This window comes from Neorhizobium sp. T7_12 (assembly GCF_002968535.1).
In the GTDB taxonomy this organism is placed as follows: Bacteria; Pseudomonadota; Alphaproteobacteria; order Rhizobiales; family Rhizobiaceae; genus Neorhizobium; species Neorhizobium tomejilense.
Genome location: NZ_PVBK01000003.1, coordinates 187,602 through 205,466 on the forward strand (window position 1 = coordinate 187,602; position 17,865 = coordinate 205,466).

The 17,865-nt window shown below is 58.9% G+C and carries 27 protein-coding genes and 1 tRNA gene; 10 read left to right on the forward strand and 18 right to left on the reverse strand.

What is annotated here, in order from left to right:
* Positions 1-31: 31 nt before the first annotated feature.
* Both C5J26_RS33640 and C5J26_RS32630 read right to left on the reverse strand, forming a co-directional pair.
* Positions 32-307 (reverse strand): hypothetical protein, encoded by a 276-nt coding sequence (locus tag C5J26_RS33640; RefSeq protein ID WP_371681908.1) that lies wholly within the window; start codon positions 305-307, stop codon positions 32-34.
* On the reverse strand, positions 235-408 hold the full coding sequence (locus tag C5J26_RS32630; RefSeq protein ID WP_172745814.1) for a hypothetical protein: 174 nt from the start codon (positions 406-408) through the stop codon (positions 235-237). The genes C5J26_RS33640 and C5J26_RS32630 overlap by 73 nt, the downstream gene beginning before the upstream one ends.
* A 386-nt stretch (positions 409-794) precedes the next feature.
* Here C5J26_RS32630 and C5J26_RS09905 point away from each other — a divergent pair, with 386 nt between their 5' ends.
* Positions 795-1,058, forward strand: a complete 264-nt coding sequence (locus C5J26_RS09905) for a hypothetical protein (protein ID WP_105401599.1) — start codon at positions 795-797, stop codon at positions 1,056-1,058.
* A 682-nt stretch (positions 1,059-1,740) separates the two neighbouring features.
* Positions 1,741-2,646, forward strand: a complete 906-nt coding sequence (locus C5J26_RS09910; RefSeq protein ID WP_105401600.1) for a nucleotidyltransferase and HEPN domain-containing protein — start codon at positions 1,741-1,743, stop codon at positions 2,644-2,646.
* Positions 2,647-2,900: 254 nt separating this feature from the next.
* Here C5J26_RS09910 and C5J26_RS09915 read toward each other — a convergent pair whose 3' ends face one another.
* Genes C5J26_RS09915 through C5J26_RS32635 form a run of 3 tightly spaced genes read right to left on the reverse strand, consistent with a single transcriptional unit; the run spans position 2,901 to position 4,057 of the window.
* A complete protein-coding gene (locus tag C5J26_RS09915; RefSeq protein WP_105401601.1) occupies positions 2,901-3,188 on the reverse strand; it encodes a hypothetical protein in 288 nt (95 codons plus the stop codon).
* On the reverse strand, positions 3,185-3,859 hold the full coding sequence (locus C5J26_RS09920; protein ID WP_105401602.1) for an AAA family ATPase: 675 nt from the start codon (positions 3,857-3,859) through the stop codon (positions 3,185-3,187). Before C5J26_RS09920 ends, C5J26_RS09915 begins: the two co-directional genes overlap by 4 nt.
* A 54-nt stretch (positions 3,860-3,913) precedes the next feature.
* Positions 3,914-4,057 carry a hypothetical protein gene (locus tag C5J26_RS32635; RefSeq protein WP_172745815.1) on the reverse strand — a complete coding sequence of 48 codons (144 nt, stop codon included), beginning with the start codon at positions 4,055-4,057 and terminating at the stop codon, positions 3,914-3,916.
* Here C5J26_RS32635 and C5J26_RS09925 point away from each other — a divergent pair.
* Complete coding sequence (locus C5J26_RS09925; protein WP_172745816.1) at positions 4,056-4,367, forward strand: hypothetical protein; 312 nt, start codon at positions 4,056-4,058, stop codon at positions 4,365-4,367. The two genes, C5J26_RS32635 and C5J26_RS09925, sit on opposite strands and share 2 nt — an antisense overlap.
* Here the strand turns inward: C5J26_RS09925 and C5J26_RS09930 are convergent.
* Positions 4,359-5,204: a class I SAM-dependent methyltransferase gene (locus C5J26_RS09930; RefSeq protein ID WP_080951042.1), complete on the reverse strand. Its 846-nt coding sequence runs from the start codon at positions 5,202-5,204 to the stop codon at positions 4,359-4,361. The genes C5J26_RS09925 and C5J26_RS09930 overlap by 9 nt on opposite strands.
* Positions 5,205-5,384: 180 nt before the next feature.
* Here C5J26_RS09930 and C5J26_RS09935 point away from each other — a divergent pair, with 180 nt between their 5' ends.
* Positions 5,385-5,636 carry a glycosyl hydrolase 108 family protein gene (locus C5J26_RS09935; RefSeq protein WP_105401604.1) on the forward strand — a complete coding sequence of 84 codons (252 nt, stop codon included), beginning with the start codon at positions 5,385-5,387 and terminating at the stop codon, positions 5,634-5,636.
* A gap of 18 nt (positions 5,637-5,654) precedes the next feature.
* Positions 5,655-5,939, forward strand: coding sequence for a putative peptidoglycan-binding domain-containing protein (locus C5J26_RS09940; protein ID WP_105401605.1), 285 nt, complete (start codon positions 5,655-5,657; stop codon positions 5,937-5,939).
* A 649-nt stretch (positions 5,940-6,588) separates the two neighbouring features.
* On the opposite strand, the gene C5J26_RS33210 is transcribed toward C5J26_RS09940, so the two are convergent.
* Positions 6,589-6,816, reverse strand: coding sequence for a hypothetical protein (locus C5J26_RS33210; protein ID WP_105401167.1), 228 nt, complete (start codon positions 6,814-6,816; stop codon positions 6,589-6,591).
* A 262-nt stretch (positions 6,817-7,078) separates the two neighbouring features.
* Positions 7,079-7,450: a hypothetical protein gene (locus tag C5J26_RS09955; protein ID WP_105401607.1), complete on the reverse strand. Its 372-nt coding sequence runs from the start codon at positions 7,448-7,450 to the stop codon at positions 7,079-7,081.
* A gap of 105 nt (positions 7,451-7,555) precedes the next feature.
* On the opposite strand from C5J26_RS09955, the gene C5J26_RS09960 reads away from it, so the two are divergent.
* The gene (locus C5J26_RS09960; protein ID WP_105401608.1) at positions 7,556-7,789 is read left to right on the forward strand and encodes a helix-turn-helix domain-containing protein; all 234 of its coding nucleotides are present in this window, start codon (positions 7,556-7,558) and stop codon (positions 7,787-7,789) included.
* A 180-nt stretch (positions 7,790-7,969) separates the two neighbouring features.
* On the opposite strand, the gene C5J26_RS09965 is transcribed toward C5J26_RS09960, so the two are convergent.
* From C5J26_RS09965 to C5J26_RS10005, 9 genes are all read right to left on the reverse strand, one after another.
* Positions 7,970-8,045 (reverse strand) — tRNA-Phe (locus C5J26_RS09965).
* Positions 8,046-8,211: 166 nt separating this feature from the next.
* Positions 8,212-8,421, reverse strand: a complete 210-nt coding sequence (yacG, locus tag C5J26_RS09970; RefSeq protein ID WP_046607348.1) for a DNA gyrase inhibitor YacG — start codon at positions 8,419-8,421, stop codon at positions 8,212-8,214.
* A 126-nt stretch (positions 8,422-8,547) separates the two neighbouring features.
* Complete coding sequence (locus C5J26_RS09975; protein ID WP_046607347.1) at positions 8,548-9,168, reverse strand: Maf-like protein; 621 nt, start codon at positions 9,166-9,168, stop codon at positions 8,548-8,550.
* Between the two features lie 25 nt (positions 9,169-9,193).
* Positions 9,194-9,412 carry a translation initiation factor IF-1 gene (infA, locus tag C5J26_RS09980; RefSeq protein WP_004435948.1) on the reverse strand — a complete coding sequence of 73 codons (219 nt, stop codon included), beginning with the start codon at positions 9,410-9,412 and terminating at the stop codon, positions 9,194-9,196.
* A 152-nt stretch (positions 9,413-9,564) separates the two neighbouring features.
* Entirely contained in the window at positions 9,565-10,044 is a 480-nt protein-coding gene (locus C5J26_RS09985; RefSeq protein ID WP_105401609.1) for a low molecular weight phosphatase family protein, read from the reverse strand.
* A 2-nt stretch (positions 10,045-10,046) separates the two neighbouring features.
* Positions 10,047-10,520, reverse strand: coding sequence for a UPF0262 family protein (locus C5J26_RS09990; protein WP_046629732.1), 474 nt, complete (start codon positions 10,518-10,520; stop codon positions 10,047-10,049).
* Positions 10,521-10,523: 3 nt separating this feature from the next.
* Positions 10,524-11,837: a histidinol dehydrogenase gene (gene hisD / locus C5J26_RS09995; protein WP_105401610.1), complete on the reverse strand. Its 1,314-nt coding sequence runs from the start codon at positions 11,835-11,837 to the stop codon at positions 10,524-10,526.
* Positions 11,838-11,905: 68 nt separating this feature from the next.
* Entirely contained in the window at positions 11,906-12,340 is a 435-nt protein-coding gene (locus C5J26_RS10000) for a DUF2948 family protein (protein ID WP_105401865.1), read from the reverse strand.
* Positions 12,341-12,545: 205 nt separating this feature from the next.
* Complete coding sequence (locus tag C5J26_RS10005; RefSeq protein WP_105401611.1) at positions 12,546-13,436, reverse strand: LysR family transcriptional regulator; 891 nt, start codon at positions 13,434-13,436, stop codon at positions 12,546-12,548.
* Between the two features lie 103 nt (positions 13,437-13,539).
* On the opposite strand from C5J26_RS10005, the gene C5J26_RS10010 reads away from it, so the two are divergent.
* The gene (locus C5J26_RS10010; protein WP_105401612.1) at positions 13,540-14,409 is read left to right on the forward strand and encodes an SDR family oxidoreductase; all 870 of its coding nucleotides are present in this window, start codon (positions 13,540-13,542) and stop codon (positions 14,407-14,409) included.
* 39 nt (positions 14,410-14,448) lie between these two features.
* A complete protein-coding gene (locus tag C5J26_RS10015) occupies positions 14,449-14,922 on the forward strand; it encodes an SRPBCC family protein (protein WP_105401613.1) in 474 nt (157 codons plus the stop codon).
* A 174-nt stretch (positions 14,923-15,096) separates the two neighbouring features.
* On the opposite strand, the gene C5J26_RS10020 is transcribed toward C5J26_RS10015, so the two are convergent.
* On the reverse strand, positions 15,097-15,309 hold the full coding sequence (locus C5J26_RS10020; RefSeq protein ID WP_206051170.1) for a hypothetical protein: 213 nt from the start codon (positions 15,307-15,309) through the stop codon (positions 15,097-15,099).
* 265 nt (positions 15,310-15,574) lie between these two features.
* Here C5J26_RS10020 and C5J26_RS10025 point away from each other — a divergent pair, with 265 nt between their 5' ends.
* Positions 15,575-16,540, forward strand: coding sequence for a lysylphosphatidylglycerol synthase transmembrane domain-containing protein (locus tag C5J26_RS10025; protein ID WP_172745817.1), 966 nt, complete (start codon positions 15,575-15,577; stop codon positions 16,538-16,540).
* Complete coding sequence (locus C5J26_RS10030; protein ID WP_105401615.1) at positions 16,537-17,865, forward strand: glycosyltransferase family 2 protein; 1,329 nt, start codon at positions 16,537-16,539, stop codon at positions 17,863-17,865. Before C5J26_RS10025 ends, C5J26_RS10030 begins: the two co-directional genes overlap by 4 nt.

Sequence of the window (17,865 nt, forward strand, 5' to 3'; positions counted from 1 at the left end):
ACCCCCGGCTGAGATTTTCCTAAGCGATATTCTATCCTGACGAGAAATCAATCTGCCAAACGCAAAAACTTGTTCCAGTCCGAGTGGCCGGAAATCGTGCCACAACCTGATCCCGCAGCCGGTGAACGTCGGAAATATCATCGGGATCGCGCAGCCCCTTGAATGACGGGTGCCGCAGCTTTTCGTCATTCGTCCACGCGCGATACTCGATCTCGGCGGCAAGCGCCGGAGCAGTCAGCTCCAGCTTCTTCCCGGCGCCTTCACCAACGACAGCTTCGTGAGCTTGTCGAGCTGCTTCTTCGGCGATGGGGCGACGTCGTGCCGGAAGCCGGTCCCGACACGGCCGACGTATTTGTAGCCATCCCGATACCGCGCGTCCGGCAGCAGGCTCATCGAATAGAACAGCACTCGAAACCTTCCACCCAAGCCAGAAAAGGCTCTGGGTCAGAAACTGCGCTGTAGGGACAGGAGCTAGCATCTCCTCGGTGCTTCGCCGCCTGAGTGCCTTGCTCGAAGGCCAAGGAAAGCGCTTCCTCAATAGCCAATGGCGAGTCGCCGTATTCACGGTCAATGTAGGCGGTGAAAATTTCTTTGCAGCGAGCATCCAACAGTCTGCGCCTCCATTCTCACGACTGAATGTTATCCGATCTGGAGCCGCCATTGTCTGCAATCGACCTGTACAGCAAATGAACGAGGAGGGAGCGGGGCTGGAGGAAGGGGCCGGTGCCGGAACCCAATGCCGCTCCAGGAATTATGGCCTTGTCGAGCCGGAATGAGTTTTCGAAGGTGACAATATGCGTATCATCGACGATTGGCTGGAGGACTGGATTTCAGAGCGAACCAACGTCTTGGCAGATGATGTGGTTTCCCTCTCAGGCCGCCTACGACAGTCAGCACTCGACGAGGGTTACTCGCTGAAGACGCTCGACCAGGCCAGCAACGGCGATTTGAACCGGTTCGTTCGACGAGCCGTCGTTCATCGTCTGATTGCGCAGTCCGCTATCGCGCCAGTCACGCCATCCCCTCGTGATACGAGCTTTCCAAACGGCTTCGTCTAGCGCCGGGAGCTGCAGCAGTGCGGGGCAAGCCGTTTAACCGGCTCGTGAACGTCGCCCGGTGCTCCCAGTAGCACGGCATCGCGAGGGCACTCGCCCCGAGCGATTTTGCCGCTGGCGAACGCGGCATCCGCTCCGTCGAAACCCCGCCGGCGCAAAACCGGAGCCAGCGGGCAGGGTGGCCGGATCGAAGTCTTCTGGAGCGTGGGGCGGAATGAAGCTATGTGCGCCTTAAAGACGGGTGTGCGATTTTACACTTGTTTCAGCGATAAAAGCGCACACCATGTCGTCGCGAGAAGGCGGCTGGTGGCCTTGGCCCTGTTGATCACTCGGCGTATAAAAGATATCTGCATACTGTCCAATCGCAGCAAGTGAGGAATGCGGTCGGGATCTCTTTTGGTGAGGCTCCGGCCCCTCCTCAAGCTCCGCTTCAACTTGCAATTACGCGCAGCTTGGCCGGTTGCGCTCGATCAACGATCCGGACGGCGGCTTGCCACGACCTGATCAATGCCCAAGAGGTCATGCGACTGCTGCACGACGCGATACGTTGAAACTAGAAGAGCGGTGTGCACGGCCGGTCTTGCGATCCCTGCTTCCCCGCGCCCTGCGGTGTGTGTAGAAACAAGCGACGCAACCAGTCGTATTGCACCAGTCGCCCCAGTCCTTCCTGAGGTCATCGCCGTTCATGATGAAGTCATCCCTCGATCATATGCCACCGCGCAAACAGCGCGAACTGGCCCAGGTTCTGGAGATCCTCCACGAGGAATTCGAGGACGCCCTGAAACAGGGGACGGCCGACTTCAAGAAGCGCGGCCGGATCCTAAAGATCATCCTGTTCGGCTCCTATGCCAAGGGTGGATGGGTCGACGAGCCGTTCACCATGAAGGGTTACCGGTCGGATTTCGATCTGCTGGTCATCGTCAACGACCGCAGGCTCTGCGAATTCGCCGACTACTGGTACAAGGCCGCCGACCGGCTGATCCGCGACACGTCGATCGAAACGCCGGTCAGCTTCATCGTCCATTCCAGGCGCGAGGTGAATACCTACCTCAAAGAGGGGCAGTACTTCTTTTCCGACATCCGCAAGGAAGGCATCGTCCTTTACGAACTGGATGACGAGTCGCTGGCGGAGCCGCAACCGCTGTCACCGGCGGATCGGCTGAGGGTTGCGAAAGATCACTTTGAACATCGGTTCAGGAGCGCCTCGAAGCTCCACAAGGTATCGATGTTCTGCCTGAATGAGAAGGACTATAACGAAGCCGCGTTCATTATGCATCAATCGCTTGAGCAGGCTTATTCGTGCATCTTGCTGACCCTCACGAACTACGGCCCGCCTTCCCACAACATCAAGTTCCTGCGCTCGCTTGCCGAGGAACAGGACCGGCGGTTGGCCGAAGCGTTTCCGCGCGATCAGCACCGCGAGCGCGCCTGGTTCAACACGTTGAACGAAGCCTATGTGAAGGCGCGGTACTCGAAACACTACGAGATCAGTGAAGAGGCCCTCTCATGGCTGGGAGAGCGGGCCGCCGTATTGCTGGAACGGGTGGACCAGGTCTGCAGGGAACACCTTGAAAGACTGCAAGGGGCGTAAGCCGAACTGAAACCCGGGCTGCCGGCTTCGATTCGGCCGACCAAACGAGTTCAATTTCGACGCTTCCTCATGTGGCCCGCCAATGGGATCCAATGACAAGCTTCACGATAGGCGCGAAGGTTGGGCACCTTGAGAACCAGTACGCGTATTTTTGTCTATAAATCAGGTCGTGGATCTTTATCCGCCCCGACCGTGGAGCGGAATCGGAGAATTGTTCCCAAACGCGTTCATGTGCGTCAACGCTGCTGCGTCAATCATACCCCTGCCCTGTCCATCAGTTCCTTCAGCCCCTCGGGATACGACATCCGATTCCGCTCGCAGAATTGCAGGAAACGATTGAACGTGGTGATCGACGGGCGGATATTGAGGTTGGCCGATGGCTCTGCTGGCTTCCGGCGGCTCAACTTCTGGACCGGTTCGCGGGCCATGAACCCGTGGCGATCGCCGATTTCATCGATCTTCCGATCTGAGATCCCAGGTTCAGATTCGGTGTCCGGCTTGATATCGGCAAGCTTGCCAAAGCCAAGGTTCTTACCGGTCATGCTGCTGCCCTCACGCTGGCGACGAGATCAACGAGTTCCTCAGCGAGCCGCAGAGCATTGTCCCTGGCCGCCGGCAGCCCGTTCACCTCGGATGGATCGAGCTCGACCAGGTCGAGCTGGTGGAAGAAGAGCGCCTTGTACGCCGACCGTTCGTACAGATGGTTGCGGAACGTCGGCACATCCCCCGCCGCGAGCTGGCTGGTAATCTGCTTTTCGAGTTTGGTGGCGATCGCCGGCGACGTCCTCGTGAACAGAATGCGGTAGGGGATCGTCTTCTCGAAAGCCTGCTCCTCCTCTTGAATGAGATGGATGGCCCGCGCTGCCAGCTCGGCGTCGGTCGGGCTGGCCTGAATGGGAATGACGACCAGCTGGGCCCTGGCGAGCGCCCGAGACATTAGCCGGCTGGCTGTGCCCTCAAGGTCCACGAACACGAACTGGTATTTCTTTCGGTATTCGTCGAGCTTGGAAGTGATGGTGCTCTCGTTGACCCCACCGTCGACGATGACAGGGTTCCTTGACGCTCCCCGCCTCCAGCCCTCGATCGGCCTGTTCGGGTCGCAGTCCAAAATGACGACGCTAGCGCCCTGCTGGGCCAGTGTGGTTGCGAGAACAAGTGTCGTCGTCGACTTGCCGGCCCCACCTTTGGGGTTCGCAACGGTAATGACAGGCATAGGAGTCTCCTTTGACGCTGCATGCGTTAGGACGCTTTCCGAAGCGTTACGATGCTACTGCGTTAACGCTGAAGCATCAAGTGCGTCCTTTTGCATTAACGTTGATGCGTCAATATGGCCACGGAGCATCATCAGCAGGCATTCGGCATCATTCGCTTGTTCGTGGATTTCTGGAACTTTTCGCTGCAGCGGCGCCATGAGGGGCACCGAAGATGGCTCCGGTCCGGCGATGACATACATTCAGAAGGCGGATGAAGCAGCTCACTATCTTGCAGCGGCTGATCCTGTCGTATCAGATTATCCGCTGCTTTCTGCTGAGATCGGAATTACCGCGCCGACAATCGGTGAAGTTGCTGGAATCGTCCACACTGCCTTTACGCAGTGGCAACAGATCGGCGCGGCGATCGAAGCTTCAAGGCTAGGAACGAAAACAACTATCGACGCACAGCACACGGTCGAAGCCGCGCAGGCGATAGCCGATGCGGTGACGTGGCCTAACCTACTGTAGCCTCTTTTCTCCGAAGGACACGCCTATACCCGCGCCGGGATACCAGTGATCTTTCGGTTTTTCCGAAAAGAACAGAAACTTCCTACCAGTTTCGCGCGAGAAGCGAGATAGGCAATCTGTCACGTGGGCGTTATCGCCAAGAATGATCGCGCTGTCCGATAGTTTGTCGGCAATCGCCTGATACTCACGGTACTCGTATTCGCTGCTGTGATCACTGTCGTTGATGAACATATCGATCGGCTGAGTAAAGGCGTTAAGCGACTCGATGGAATCACCGTATAGGATTTCCCCCGTAGTCGCGTATTTTCCGGTGAAGAGTTTCCCAGCTTCGCGCCGTATCTCCGTTCCGTAGTATCGTCCAGGATGCCCATCCGCCGCGTTTCGGAGCAAGGCGCTTGCGATAACGCACGATCCTACGCCGTGATCGATACCGGTTTCGATTACCGTTCTCGGCTTTGTCATGCGGATGAAGGCGTACCATCCCAGTCTGCGGCCATAGTCGATTTCGATGTCTCTTCCGTAGCCAGTGTTCTTGAGTTGAGTTTCGAGGTGAAGACGAAGCTCGTCATCCTGCTCCAGCTCGGCAACGAATCCTTCTATGGCCGAGTATCCTCCGCCCGTGATTGTCGAGATCAGCTGGATCAGCTGGTCCCGATTGCCTGGCGTCAGTTTGTAATAGAAGTTCGACGGTTCTTTTTCTTGCGCAGCCCATGCCTTCGCCAGTTTCACGCTCGGCAAGAGATGGGCCATAGCGATGCGTTCCCGCTGCTTCCTTCTTCGCCGAGATTTTTTCCAGTTGCTTAAGGCCGTGCGTAAGCGGCTGATGGCGTTTGACATGCGATGCGTCCCCTTGGATCGCGATGAGAAATACACACCTACCGCCGCAGCCACAACCGTGCAGACCTACCATCCATGATAACATTCGCCGTTCATTGCCTCCGCTATTCCTCTGTGCTTTGCGCCTTTTCCCCCTGACGCCGATTATCCGGCCATCTCTTACGGCTGGAAGATCAAGCGATGGTAGACGAATTTCAGAGGTCCTTGCAGAAGGTGCTCGTTCACGAGGGCGGGTTCTCGAACCATCCGAAAGATCCGGGCTGCGCGACCATGAAGGGTGTCACCCAGCGCGTCTATGACGAGTATCGCCGGTCGGTCGGCGCCCCGACCTGGTCAGTCAAAAACATCAGCAGCATCGAGCTGCAAGCGATCTACCGTCAAAAATACTGGAACGAGATCAAGGGCGACAGGCTGGCGGCCGGGGTCTCCTAGGTCGTATTCGACGGTGCCGTGAATTCCGGCGTCGTCCAGTCCGTGAAATGGCTGCAGCGCGCGCTTCAGGCGATGGGCCTGTACAAGGGCGCGATCGACGGCAACCTCGGCACGGGGACGCTGCTCGTTGCTTCCTCGGTCAACGACAACGACGCCGTGGTCGCAGCGATCATTGATCGCCGTCGCGCTTTCCTGAGGGCGCTCAAGATCTGGTCGACCTTCGGTAAAGGTTGGACGGCCCGCATCAATGGCGTCCGCGCCGTCGGCCAGGCATGGGCAACCGGTTTGGCCAGACCAAAATAACAGTCGTAGTAATGCCTGATCAGCGGAACAGGCCGGCCACCGTGGATATGGTCGAACTTAGGAAAGCCTTTAGCCTCTAGGAGCGGCAAGTTGCTCCGCTTCCACTCCGCGGCTCGAGCCTTCCCAACAATAGCTATGGCGATGTCGGTTGCAAAAGCGGGAGTTTCGAGAGGAAATCAGTCATCCTTCTGCCGCTTCCGGTTTTTCTTCAGCAGCGCCAACGCTCGATCTGTGCTGCTACGTGGGCCCGACGGCAGGTACACAGCAGGCTTCCCGGAACGAGGCCACGGATTGGGCTCGGACTCCGGCTCAAGCAGCTTCGGAATGTCGTCGACGTGGATCAGCATGGATCTGCCGATCTTCTTCACAACGCCTATGCGGCGAGCCTTCTCCCATATTGTGCGCGGGGCAAGCGTGACGCCGGCCGATGCCTTGATACGTTCGGAAATCTGCTGGGGGCGACATCAGCCCGTCGAGTAGGCCGGGAGTTGGTCTTCTGCCATGCAACACCTTTTTCCAACGAAAACACAGATATGCCGTCGGCAAGGTTGCCGACAACGTTGTCGATGTCTCCTCTGTGGTGGTGGCGCTGGTGAGGCGTTATTGGAAAGCTATTTCAGCGTTTTGGCGCGGTCAAGCGTGTCGAGCGTCACGAATAACCACCCAGAGCCAACAGAAGTGCGCCTGCCGCGATTATGGCTAGGCCTGGCCAGTTTTTCGATATTCCCAGGTACCTGAGGCCCTGGCGCCGTGGCTCAAGCGTGCCGCCGCCTTGCGGCATTCGATGCGGATCACTCGGTCTTCGACCAAGTGCAGACGAAAAGAGAAGAAGAAGTCCGCCGATTATTAGGGCGGCACCGATCAGGATTGCCCACATGGTAGTCTCCGCTAGCGTCAATGTGGATTAAACCAGAACCAAACTTGATCGTTCCTCTTTGTCAAAACTCACTTCGGGCCGGTTCGCCTATCTCATTAAAAAAAGCCCTCTCCCGGGCAAGGGAGAGGGCGTCGCGCCAGCTATCGCCGGCAGCGGAACGTGGCGTAGGGTTGGTGGCCCACGATGGTGGTGTCGCCGCCGTTCTGAAAGGGAACCGGAACGCGCTGTGTCCAAGCAACGCGCCCCGGCCGCACCGACGTTATCAAGCGCCGGCACTACCCCGCTGGCTTGCCAGCAGGGATCGAATTCGTTCATCTCGCCGCCGCATGCGGAGCCCAGCGAGGTAGACCTTGTACAGGCGGTCGGCTTCTACTGGATCGCTCGGCGCTGCCGCAAGGGCGCGGCCGAGGACCACCCGAAAGGGGCTAATGTCGCCCGGTCTGAACAGGCTATAAAGCTGGTTGCCGTTAGTGGTGCGTTGGCGATCGACGACCGTCCACGTCGTGCCGCCGAATGTGACCAGTTGGCTGATGTTGAAGGTGTAGGCGGCGGTGTAGGTTCTGCGAGGTCTCTTGATCAACGCACGTGGCAGCAAAGTTCTGTCGGCGAAAGTCGTGGGGGCATAGATGGTCATTGAGCGGCTCCTCGTGTTGCGTTTGTCACAGCGAGTTTGTACGCTGTACCGATACGACAACCGATTTCGTATCAATGTCACCATGCATTTGTACAGGGTATCAATATGAAATCGATTCAGTTGAAAATGGCCCGCGCCGCAGTTGGCCTGGGTGTCCGAGAATTGGCGGCAGCCGCAGGAGTCACAGCGAATACGATCACAAGGATTGAAAACGGCGCAGACGCAAAGCAATCCACGCTCGACGCGATTCGCGCCGTTCTAGAGAAGGACGTGATCTTGCTGTCCGACGGCGAGACCACCACGGGCGGCGTTGGGGTACGCCTACGCTCTTTGACTTAGGCCTTTTGCCGCAGTGTTCTGCAGGGTGGCTTTTAGCTAGTTGCCATGTTGCAAACGTGTTGCACGGACTTGTTTGCAACACCTACACACCCGTTGAAATCATTGGGAATCTTTTGCAACACGGGCGCAACACGCTAAAAAGCTCAACTGAGCCAACTACTTGATTTCCTTTAGGAGAAATGGTGCCCGGAGGCGGATTTGAACCACCGACACGCGGATTTTCAATCCGCTGCTCTACCAACTGAGCTATCCGGGCATCGAGGCCTATGAAGCCTTCCGGCCCGAGGCCGGCGGGGGCGTATCCCCCGGAGCGAGCGGGGTTATAACATCTTGTTCGGCCTTGTCCAGCGCCAGAGACCACTTTTTTGACAGGTTTGCGAAAATCGCGATTTCCTGAACAAAAACAGGCGCGACCTGCCGGCTCAATCGTCCGAACCGTCGGCCTTGGTCTCGTCGTCCGAGACGGGAATAGCGTAGGAGCCCGTCAGCCAGCGCGACAGGTCCAGCGTGCGGCAGCGGTCGGAGCAGAAGGGATAGTGGTCTCGCGCCGACGGCTTGCCGCATTCCGGGCAGGGCCTCGTCTTCCTAAGCGGCTCGACCTTGCCGCCGGTCTTGATCGGTTCTGATGTCATCTTTTGAATACTCCTTTCTACAGGGGCATGGCGCATTCGGCAGCCTTCCAACACCGATGACACCCTGGGGGCGCAGCCGGAGCACCTTTCGGGTTGCTCCATCGGCGCCGTCTGAATCCGCCTCTATCAGCCCTCCGGCCAGGCCGCCACCACGTCGAAGCCTTCGCCGGCCAGAAGTCCGGTCACTTCGAAAAGCGGCAGGCCGACGACATTGGTGTAGGAGCCGACGAGTTTCTGGACGAACGATCCGGCAATACCCTGGATCGCGTAGGCGCCTGCTTTGCCGCGCCATTGCCCGGACGCGATATAGTTTTCGATCTCGCGGGTGGAAAGCCGCTTGAAGCGCACCTTGGTCTGCACGACCTTCTGGCGGAACTGGCCGCCTGGGGTGATCAGGCAGATGCCGGTATAGACCCAGTGGCCGCGCCCGGAGAGCAGGTGCAGGGCCGACGAGGCCTCCTGCGTATATTCGGTCTTTTCGAGAATGCGGCGGCCAACGGCGACCACCGTGTCGGCCGACAGGATATAGCTGTGCCGCCAAGCCGGATCGTTTCTGATCCCCGCCAACGCCGCTTCTGCCTTTTCGGTCGAAAGCCTGCGGGCGAGCGAGCGCGGATGTTCGGATTTCTTCGGCGTCTCGTCGATATCCATCGGCATCAGCCGCGCCGGCGTAATGCCGGCCTGGTTGAGGAGGTCGAGGCGGCGCGGAGAACCGGAGGCCAGTATCAGCTTTTGTTCCAGCGCCATGAGAGCCCGCCGCGGATGATGAGGATTACTTGAAGCGGTAGGTGATGCGGCCCTTGGTCAGGTCGTAAGGTGTCATTTCGACGAGCACCTTGTCGCCGGCCAGAACGCGGATACGGTTCTTGCGCATGCGGCCGGCCGTGTGGGCAATGATCTCGTGTTCGTTTTCCAGCTTCACGCGAAACGTCGCGTTGGGCAGGAGTTCGGTCACGACGCCCGGGAATTCGAGGACTTCTTCTTTAGCCATCTATAGTTTTTCTTCCTGTGTTGGTTTGGGCCGGCAACGCTTTTCGCGCCCGCCCGGAAATTTGCGCGGAAACTACACAATCATGTCCGCTTTGTGAACCTCGCTTGAGCGCTATTCTCAATGTCGTTTCAAGCGGCCTGCGGCGAGCGGTTTCAGGCGGTCTCGGCCGGATGCCGGCTGATGCCGGAAAGGCGCTCGTCGATCAACTTCCAGAGATGGTCGCGAACCTGCCGATAGGCATCCAGCATCTGGTCACGGGTGCCCGTCGCAGCGGTCGGGTCCATGGTCGGCCAGTAGACCACGTCCACGGCATTTGAACGGGTCAATTCCAGCGCGGCATGGTGGGCTTCCGGCGTCAGCGTGACGATCAGGTCGAAAAAATCATCCTCGAGTTGCTCCAGCGTACGCGGCTGGTGGCGGCCGATCGAAAGCCCGACCTCCTCCAGTACCGCATCCACGAAAGAATCGCGCTCGCCGGAGCGTACACCCGCCGACTGGATGTAAATATCGGGTGGCAGCAGCCGCTTTGCAATGGCCTCCGCCATCGGCGAACGGATGACGTTGAAGCCGCACATGAAAAGAATGGCGCCCGGTCTTTTGGCCTTCGTCAGGGGTGCGGGCACGGCCTCCATGCTCAGCCGCGCCAGTAGAGCACGCAGACCAGCGTGAAAAGCCGCCGCGCGGTATCGAAATCGACGCGGATCTTGCCGTCCAGCCGGTCCATCAGCGTCTGCGAGCCTTCGTTATGGACGCCACGGCGGCCCATGTCGATCGCCTCGATGCGGCTCGGGGTCGAGGAGCGGATCGCCTCGTAGTAACTCTCGCAGATCATGAAGTAATCCTTGATGATCCGCCGGAAGGGGGTCAGCGACAGGATATGGGTCGCGACCTGCTCGTCTTTGTCCGTGGTGATGCCGAGCATCAGCTTGGCATCGACGAGCGAGAGCTTCAGCTTGTAGGGGCCGCCGGCATGGCCGAGCGGCTCGAAGGAGTTTTCCTCGACGAGGTCGAAGATGGCGACCGCCCGCTCGTGTTCCACATCGGGCGTCGAGCGCCCGATCGAGTCGTCCAGAACGACGTCGTAGAGCCGGAAGTCTCCTTGCCCCATCCGTCAGCCCTCGTCGTCGAGGGGTAAGCCGTTCAGGCGGATCGCAACGGAACGGGCGTGGGCATCGAGGCCTTCGGAATGGGCAAGCGTGATCGCCGCGGGGGCAAGCTGGCGGAGCTGATCAGGCCCGAGCCGTAGGATCGAGGTGCGCTTGACGAAATCGAGCACCGAAAGGCCGGACGAGAAACGGGCCGAGCGGGCGGTCGGAAGCACGTGGTTGGAACCGCCGACATAATCGCCGATCACTTCCGGCGTGTGACGGCCGATAAAGATCGCGCCAGCATTGCGGATGCCCGGCAGCAGCGCGTCGGGATCTGCAACGGCGAGTTCCAGGTGCTCGGCGGCGATGCGGTTGGCGAGCGGCAGCGCGGCCTGCAGGTCCGGCACCAGGATGACAGCCCCGAAATCGCGCCAGCTGGCGGCAGCGGTCTGCGAACGCGACAGGGTCTTCAGCTGGCGTTCGACGGCCGCCTCCACCGCCTTGCCGAGCCCGGCATCGTCGGTGACGAGGATCGACTGCGCACCGGCATCGTGTTCGGCCTGGGCAAGCAGATCGGCCGCCAGCCAGTCCGGATCGTTTTCCCCGTCGGCGATGACGAGGACCTCCGAGGGGCCGGCGATCATGTCGATGCCGACGGTGCCGAAGACATGGCGCTTGGCAGCCGCCACATAGGCATTGCCGGGGCCGACGATCTTCGCGACCGGGGCGATCGTCTCGGTGCCATAGGCGAGAGCCGCCACGGCCTGGGCGCCGCCGATGCGGTAGATCTCGGTGACGCCGGCGATGTTGGCGGCGGCAAGCACTGCGGGATTGATCGTTCCGCCATTGGCCGGCACGACCATGACCACACGCGGCACGCCGGCGACCCTTGCCGGCACTGCATTCATCAGCACAGAACTCGGATAGCTCGCGGTGCCGCCCGGAACATAGAGCCCGACCGCCTCGATCGCCGTCCAGCGAGACCCAAGGCCGACGCCGATCGCGTCCTCGTAGATGTCGTCCTTCGGCATTTGCCGGGCATGATGGCGCTCAATGCGCTCGGCGGCGAACTTCAGCGCGTCGATGACCTTCCGGTCGGTCGCGGCAAGTGCGGCGTCGATCTCGGCCTCGGTCACCTTTATTCCGACCTTGGCGAGGTCGATACCGTCGAAACGGGCGGAATAATCGATAAGCGCCTGATCGCCGCGAGCGCGCACATCATCGATGATGGCGCGCACCACCGTGTTCACGTCTTCCGAGACCTCCCGCTTGGTCGACAGAAATGCCGAAAACCTTGCCTCAAAATCCGGCGACGCCTGATCCAGCCAAATTGCCAAGCGGATATTCCTTCCAGCTCAAAAAACGATGTTATCCCGGTCGGGCTGTTCGGACAAACGGGGCCAGATCAGGGATGACGGGGCTTGGACGCCGTTTCCCATGCGCCGCCGACATCCGCAAGGGCAACTTCGATGCATTCGACGTCGAGCGCAATCGTCGATTTGCCGGAAAGCACCAGTTCGATCGTGCCTTCCGGACCGCCGCCCTTCTGCGAAAAGGTGATCGCCAGCAGTGACAGGACCTCGTCCTTGCGGCCGCGATTGATGCCGGTCGAGCGCACCGCCTCGACCCGCTTGAAGACGATCGCCGCACGGCGACGTTCGAACCCCTTGCGCTGCTTGGCCGCGGCATTCTCCCAGACGAAGCGATTGGCCGCGAGCGAGAAGTTGCGCTCGGGCTGCGACCAGCGCACGTCGCCCACCTTGAAGACCGCGTCCTGCATATGCGCGGAAATGACGCCCAGATCGTCCGTATCAAGGGCCAGCAGCTTCAAGTCGGTCATCGCTTCCAATATCCATCCAGAGGCGCGTATTCACGCGAAAGTTCTCAGGACTTGAGATAGGATGTGGCGAGGCAAGAAGCAACGGCGGAGCGCAAGACAGAACGTAGCTTTATCCGCACCGATGGATGTGTCGCACGGTTGAGGAGAGAAATGGGGCAGGCGGACATCGCACAGACCTTCCTGCGCCTGAAAGCCGGTCCGGTCATCACCTGCCGATATAGGCGGCGAGTTCGTCCGGCGTTCCATTTGGGAAGGCCTGCTTGAGAAACTCCAGAAACGCCGACACGCGGGCACTGAGCAGCCGCCGGGAAGGGTAGAGCGCCCATAGTGCGATCTCCGATCCCTCTATATCCCCCCAGTGCAGCAAGGTGCCGTCGGCCAGATCGTGTCTCACCAGCGAGATCGGCAAACGTGCGGTCCCAACGCCTGCCCGGACCGCATCCCGCACCATGATCAGCGACGACAGAGAAAGGACGGGCTCGATGGTGATCTTCGCAGACCCTTTTGAAGTTGCGACATTCCAGATTTGTCGATCGCCGGCGCCGCGTATGACACCCGGCGCTGGCGAGTCGGCGGCCGGGCGAGGAAGGTCAGGACTCGCCACGACGACCAGGCGGTCGCGCAGAAACGCCCGTCCGACCAGATTTTCGTCGGGATCCGGGTTGACCCGGATGACCAGATCGTAGCCTTCCTCGATCATGTCGACAGGCCGATCCTCGGTCGTCACCTCCAGCCTCACCTCCGGGTACTTGAGGGCAAATCCCGCCGCAATCCTGCCCATCGCGCTCTGGGAAAAAAGCGCCGGCGCGCTGATGCGCAATTTTCCCTTGGGCGTCTGGCCGCCCGAAGCAATCGCCGAAGCCGTCTCGTCGAGTTCGGAGAGCAGCCTCGCCGTCCGCTCGAAGAGCGCCCGTCCTTCCTCGGTGAGCTTCAGGTCACGCACGCCCCGTTCAAACAGGCGCAGACCAAGGCTGCTTTCCAGTTCTCCAACCCGGCGGGACAGGGTTGCCTTGGGCCGGCCGGTGGCCCTTGCGGCTTTGCCGAAGCCGCCGTGGCGGGCCACGAGATTAAAATCGGCGAGGGCAAGAAGGTCCATGTGTGTCCCACCAGCGAGACGGCGCGTCTATAATTTCCGTCTATTGGGCTGCCAGTGGATCACACATATTCGGCGTGTCAAGTAACCAACACGGAGAAATATCATGACCATTCTCGTTACCGGCGCCACAGGCAATGTTGGCAGCCAGATCGTCGAACACCTCGTCAAGCGCGGCGCTGATGTCCGCGCTCTTGTCCGCGACCCCTCGAAAGCCGTTTTCCCGGCGGGCGTCAACGTTGTGCAGGGCGACTTCCTCGATATCGATTCACTGCGAAACGCCATGTCTGGAGTTTCCACATTGTTCCTCTTGAACGCAGTGGTGCCGGACGAATTCACCCAAGCGCTCGTCGCGCTGAACGTCGCCAGGTCGGCCGGCATCGAGCGGATCGTCTACCTGTCGGTGATCCACCCGGACGTCTACGTGAACGTGCCGCATTTTGCGGGCAAGTTCAGCGTCGAACGAATGATCGAGCGGATGGGCATGCATGCCACCATCCTGCGCCCGGCCTACTTCATCCAGAACGACTTGATGATCAAGGACGTCATCACCGGCTACGGCGTTTATTCCATGCCAGTCGGCACCAAGGGGCTTGCGATGATCGACGTGCGTGACATCGCCGAGATCGCCGCCCTCGAGCTGCTGCGTCGCGAACGGGCCGCACAGCCACTTCCACTCAACCGCATCAACCTCGTCGGTTCCGACACACTCACGGGAACGGACATCGCCGCCATCTGGTCCGAGGTGCTCGCCCGCCCGATCGGCTATGGCGGCGACGATACAGAAGGCTTTGAGCAAAACCTGAAGCAGTTCATGCCCGCCTGGATGGCCTACGACATGCGCCTCATGGGCGAGCGGTTCCTGACCGACGGAATGCTGCCCGAAGCCGGCGATGTCGAGCGCCTGACTGCGCTTCTGGGCCGCCCACTGCGCCGATATCGCGACTTCGCCACGGAAACCGCGGCCGCTGCCTGAGGCAGGCCGCCCCACAATATCAAAACAAGGACCATCGTCATGATCTATGCGACCGCCATCGTCCCGGTAAATCCGGAAGGCGAAACAAAGCTCACCCACGAGCAGGTCTGGAAAGGCCTGCAGCTGAAGGCGCGCGATGCGCGCCTGTTCCTCCCGCCGGGTCTCTGCACCCGCTGCGATGTCGTGGAAGAAAGCGCGACTCACTTCGTGCGCGAAGCCACCATCGCCGGCTCCGACCTTCGTGAAATCATCACCCTTGAACTGCAGAGCAAGGTCACGTTCTTCCAGGCAACCGGTCCGCGCGAAGGCGCCATCATCAATGAACTGTTCGAGGATGAAGCCGGCGCATTGCAGCTTCGGTTCTATTGCTACCTCGGCCTGCGCGGCAAGCAACCAAACGGGCCGGAAGAACAGGCCGAACAGGCGCAGTTCGACAGCGATAAGGGCTACAAGTCCGCATTGCTATCGACGCTGAAGCGGACCCGCGAGCTGCTCTCAGAGGGAAGGCTCTAAATCGTCACCAAGAGATTTCAAACAGCAGGGCCGCCTCTTAGGGAGGCGCCCTGCGTTGCGAGTGAACCAATTGAACCAAATGATGACCAAGTCTGTCACCGACGCGTCCCGCCACGCTTTCGATCTCGCCAACATCAATCGATAGGTGCGCCAGCAGACCCACCGTCATCGAATTCAAGTGGGAAAATCGGCTGAAAGGCTGATTTCCTCCCAGAGTTCGATCTGGGCCTGGCGCTCCTTCAGCTTCTGGGTGACGGCGTTATAGCAGATAGCTCCCAATATTAGGTGGCGGGGCGGCTGATCCGCTTCGGTCGCGGCGATCATCGCCTCGCCGGTGCGCACCGGATCGCCCGGCTGGCGGCCGCTATAGCCGGAGGTCGCGCCCATGCGGGCGGCGGCGGTCTCGGCATAGTCGGCGATCGTGCTCGGCGTCTGCTTCAGGGAGCGGCGAAGAACATTGTCGCCGCCATATTTTGGTCCGCCCTTATAATTTGCCGAGCCAGCTCGTCGATCAGTTGATAAACGTCACAGGCTGAGAATGAAGTCTTTACTAGATCCCACATCTCCGATTAATGAGGACATTCTTTTTCGTTGGGCGACATGCATATGCAGATTAGATACGAAATGCGACCGGGTGCTTAGGCGACGAGTTGTGCAGCTGCTAATCGCAAGTGCGATCAGCGTGTTGTCTATCTTCCTCCTGATGAGGGCGGTGGATTGGCGACATGCGGTTGAGATCTTTCATCAGGGGGTATCCGTTCGCTGGCTTGCCCTGTTTCCAATCGCCGCAATCTGCATCGTGGTCCTTTGCGGGCTTAGATGGCGTATGCTGGTTGGATCCAATCTCAACAATGGTGCCGCTTTCATCGCTGCCATCCTGGGACTGGGCGGCAATATGCTCCTTCCCGCCAGAGGTGGCGACCTAGTGCGGGCCCATTACACCCAGGAAAAGGCCAAGATTCCCTATCCGAGTATCATCAGCAGACTTCTTGTCGAGAAAGTGATCGACTTGTCGACCGTTTTCGCACTCGGAATAATTGGCATCTTCGTGATTGGAAGTCCTTATTCCATACACGATTCCGGTGTCTTGGTCTGGGCCATCGTGATAGGAGGAGGCAGCACTGCGTTTCTTGTTTTAGTGCTGGTGCGATTCCAGAGTGCTATAATCTCAATGTTGCAACCGTTGTTCCGGCTCGTGCGCACGCCGCATTTCTTTGAAAAGTATGTCGTTCCGTTGCTCAGCGATGCCAAACAAAGCCTGTCCTTCTCGTTCATGACGGTACCTGCGCTAATAACGCTCGCCATGTGGCTTTTTGTCTATTCACCTGCGTACATCGTAGTTGCCAACTTCACCGGAGTGGCACTTACCTATCAGGAAGCACTACTTGTGCTGTTTGCTGGCACTCTCGGCCTTATGGTCCCCGCGGCCCCATCCGGTATTGGAACATATCACGCTTCCGTCGTCTCGGTCTTTATTCTCATGGGGCGCCCAGCATCCGAAGGGCTGTTGCTTGCCACGGCCGTCCACTTCCTGTTCTTTCTAGTTTATTCCATTCCTGCATTGTTGATGTTCGGCTGCATAAGTGCCGCCCGCATGCTGCCGAGGAACATTGAATGAGACGCTATTTCTACACCTTGCTTCGAAGGTACCTATCTCTATTTGTCCTCGATCAAAACGTGGTCGTCGAAATCGATCCGACTACGAATGCGATCGTTGGGCAAATGCCCAATGGCCGAATTGCATTTCGCAATCCACCGGGAGCAGGATCTCCGACAAGTTCTTTCCCGGTTGAGAAGGTAATCGAGTTTTCGCAGATAAGGGATGCAGAACCCGAGTATCTCGTCATAACTGGGCTGATCCACTATGAGCGCGATATCCAAAGCCTCTTCCGCAGCGTCCGGGAGGTTTGTCCGCCTGATTGTCGTTTGTTGTTGACTTATTATAGCAGCTTATGGAAGCCGCTTGCCACGCTTGCCTCCAAGCTTGGGTACCGGACAAAGGCACCCGAACCGAACTGGCTCGCTCATGAAGATGTAAGCAATCTCCTGACCCTTGAGGGTTTCGAGCTTATCCGTTTGGACCAAAAGGTCCTGATCCCACTCTACGTTCCCTTGATCAGCAATTTTGTGAACCGTTATCTCGCACCTTTGCCGATTATCCGTAATTTTTGTCTGCTAAATATAGCTTTGGCAAGGCCGGTGCTCGATGTTGCACCTTCTATTACTCCCTCGGTTTCCATCGTCGTGCCTGCCCGAAACGAAGCACTTAACATCGAGTCGATTGTCACTCGTATTCCGCCGATGGGACCTGAGGACGAGATCATCTTTATCGAAGGAAACTCGACAGACGGCACTTGGGAGGCGATCAAGGCCGCTCAGGCGCGTCACCCGGAGCGGCGAATTCTCATCGGTCAACAGGAGGGCAAGGGAAAAGGGGACGCCGTTCGCAAGGGATTTGCGATGGCAACGAGAGATATATTGATGATCCTCGATGCCGACATGACAGTCCCACCAGAGGATCTTCCCAAATTTTTCGATGCGATTAGAAGCGGCAAAGGTGAATTCATCAACGGCACCCGCTTGGTATATCCGATGGAAAAGAAGGCGATGCGCTTCTTCAACCTTCTCGGCAACAAGTTCTTTGCTGTGGCCTTCTCATTCGTCCTGAGCCAGCGCTACAAGGACACGCTCTGCGGAACCAAGGTGATTAGCCGAAGCAATTACACGAAACTCAGCTTCAATCGGTCGTTCTTTGGCGATTTTGACCCATTCGGCGATTTCGACCTGATCTTCGGGGCGGCAAGAATGGGGCTCAAGATCATTGAGGTGCCGATCATCTACCGCGAGCGGCAGTACGGTGAGACGAATATTTCCCGTTGGCGTCATGGCACAATTCTGCTCGCGATGCTCATCTTCGCGGCGCGTAAGATAAAGTTTCGCTGA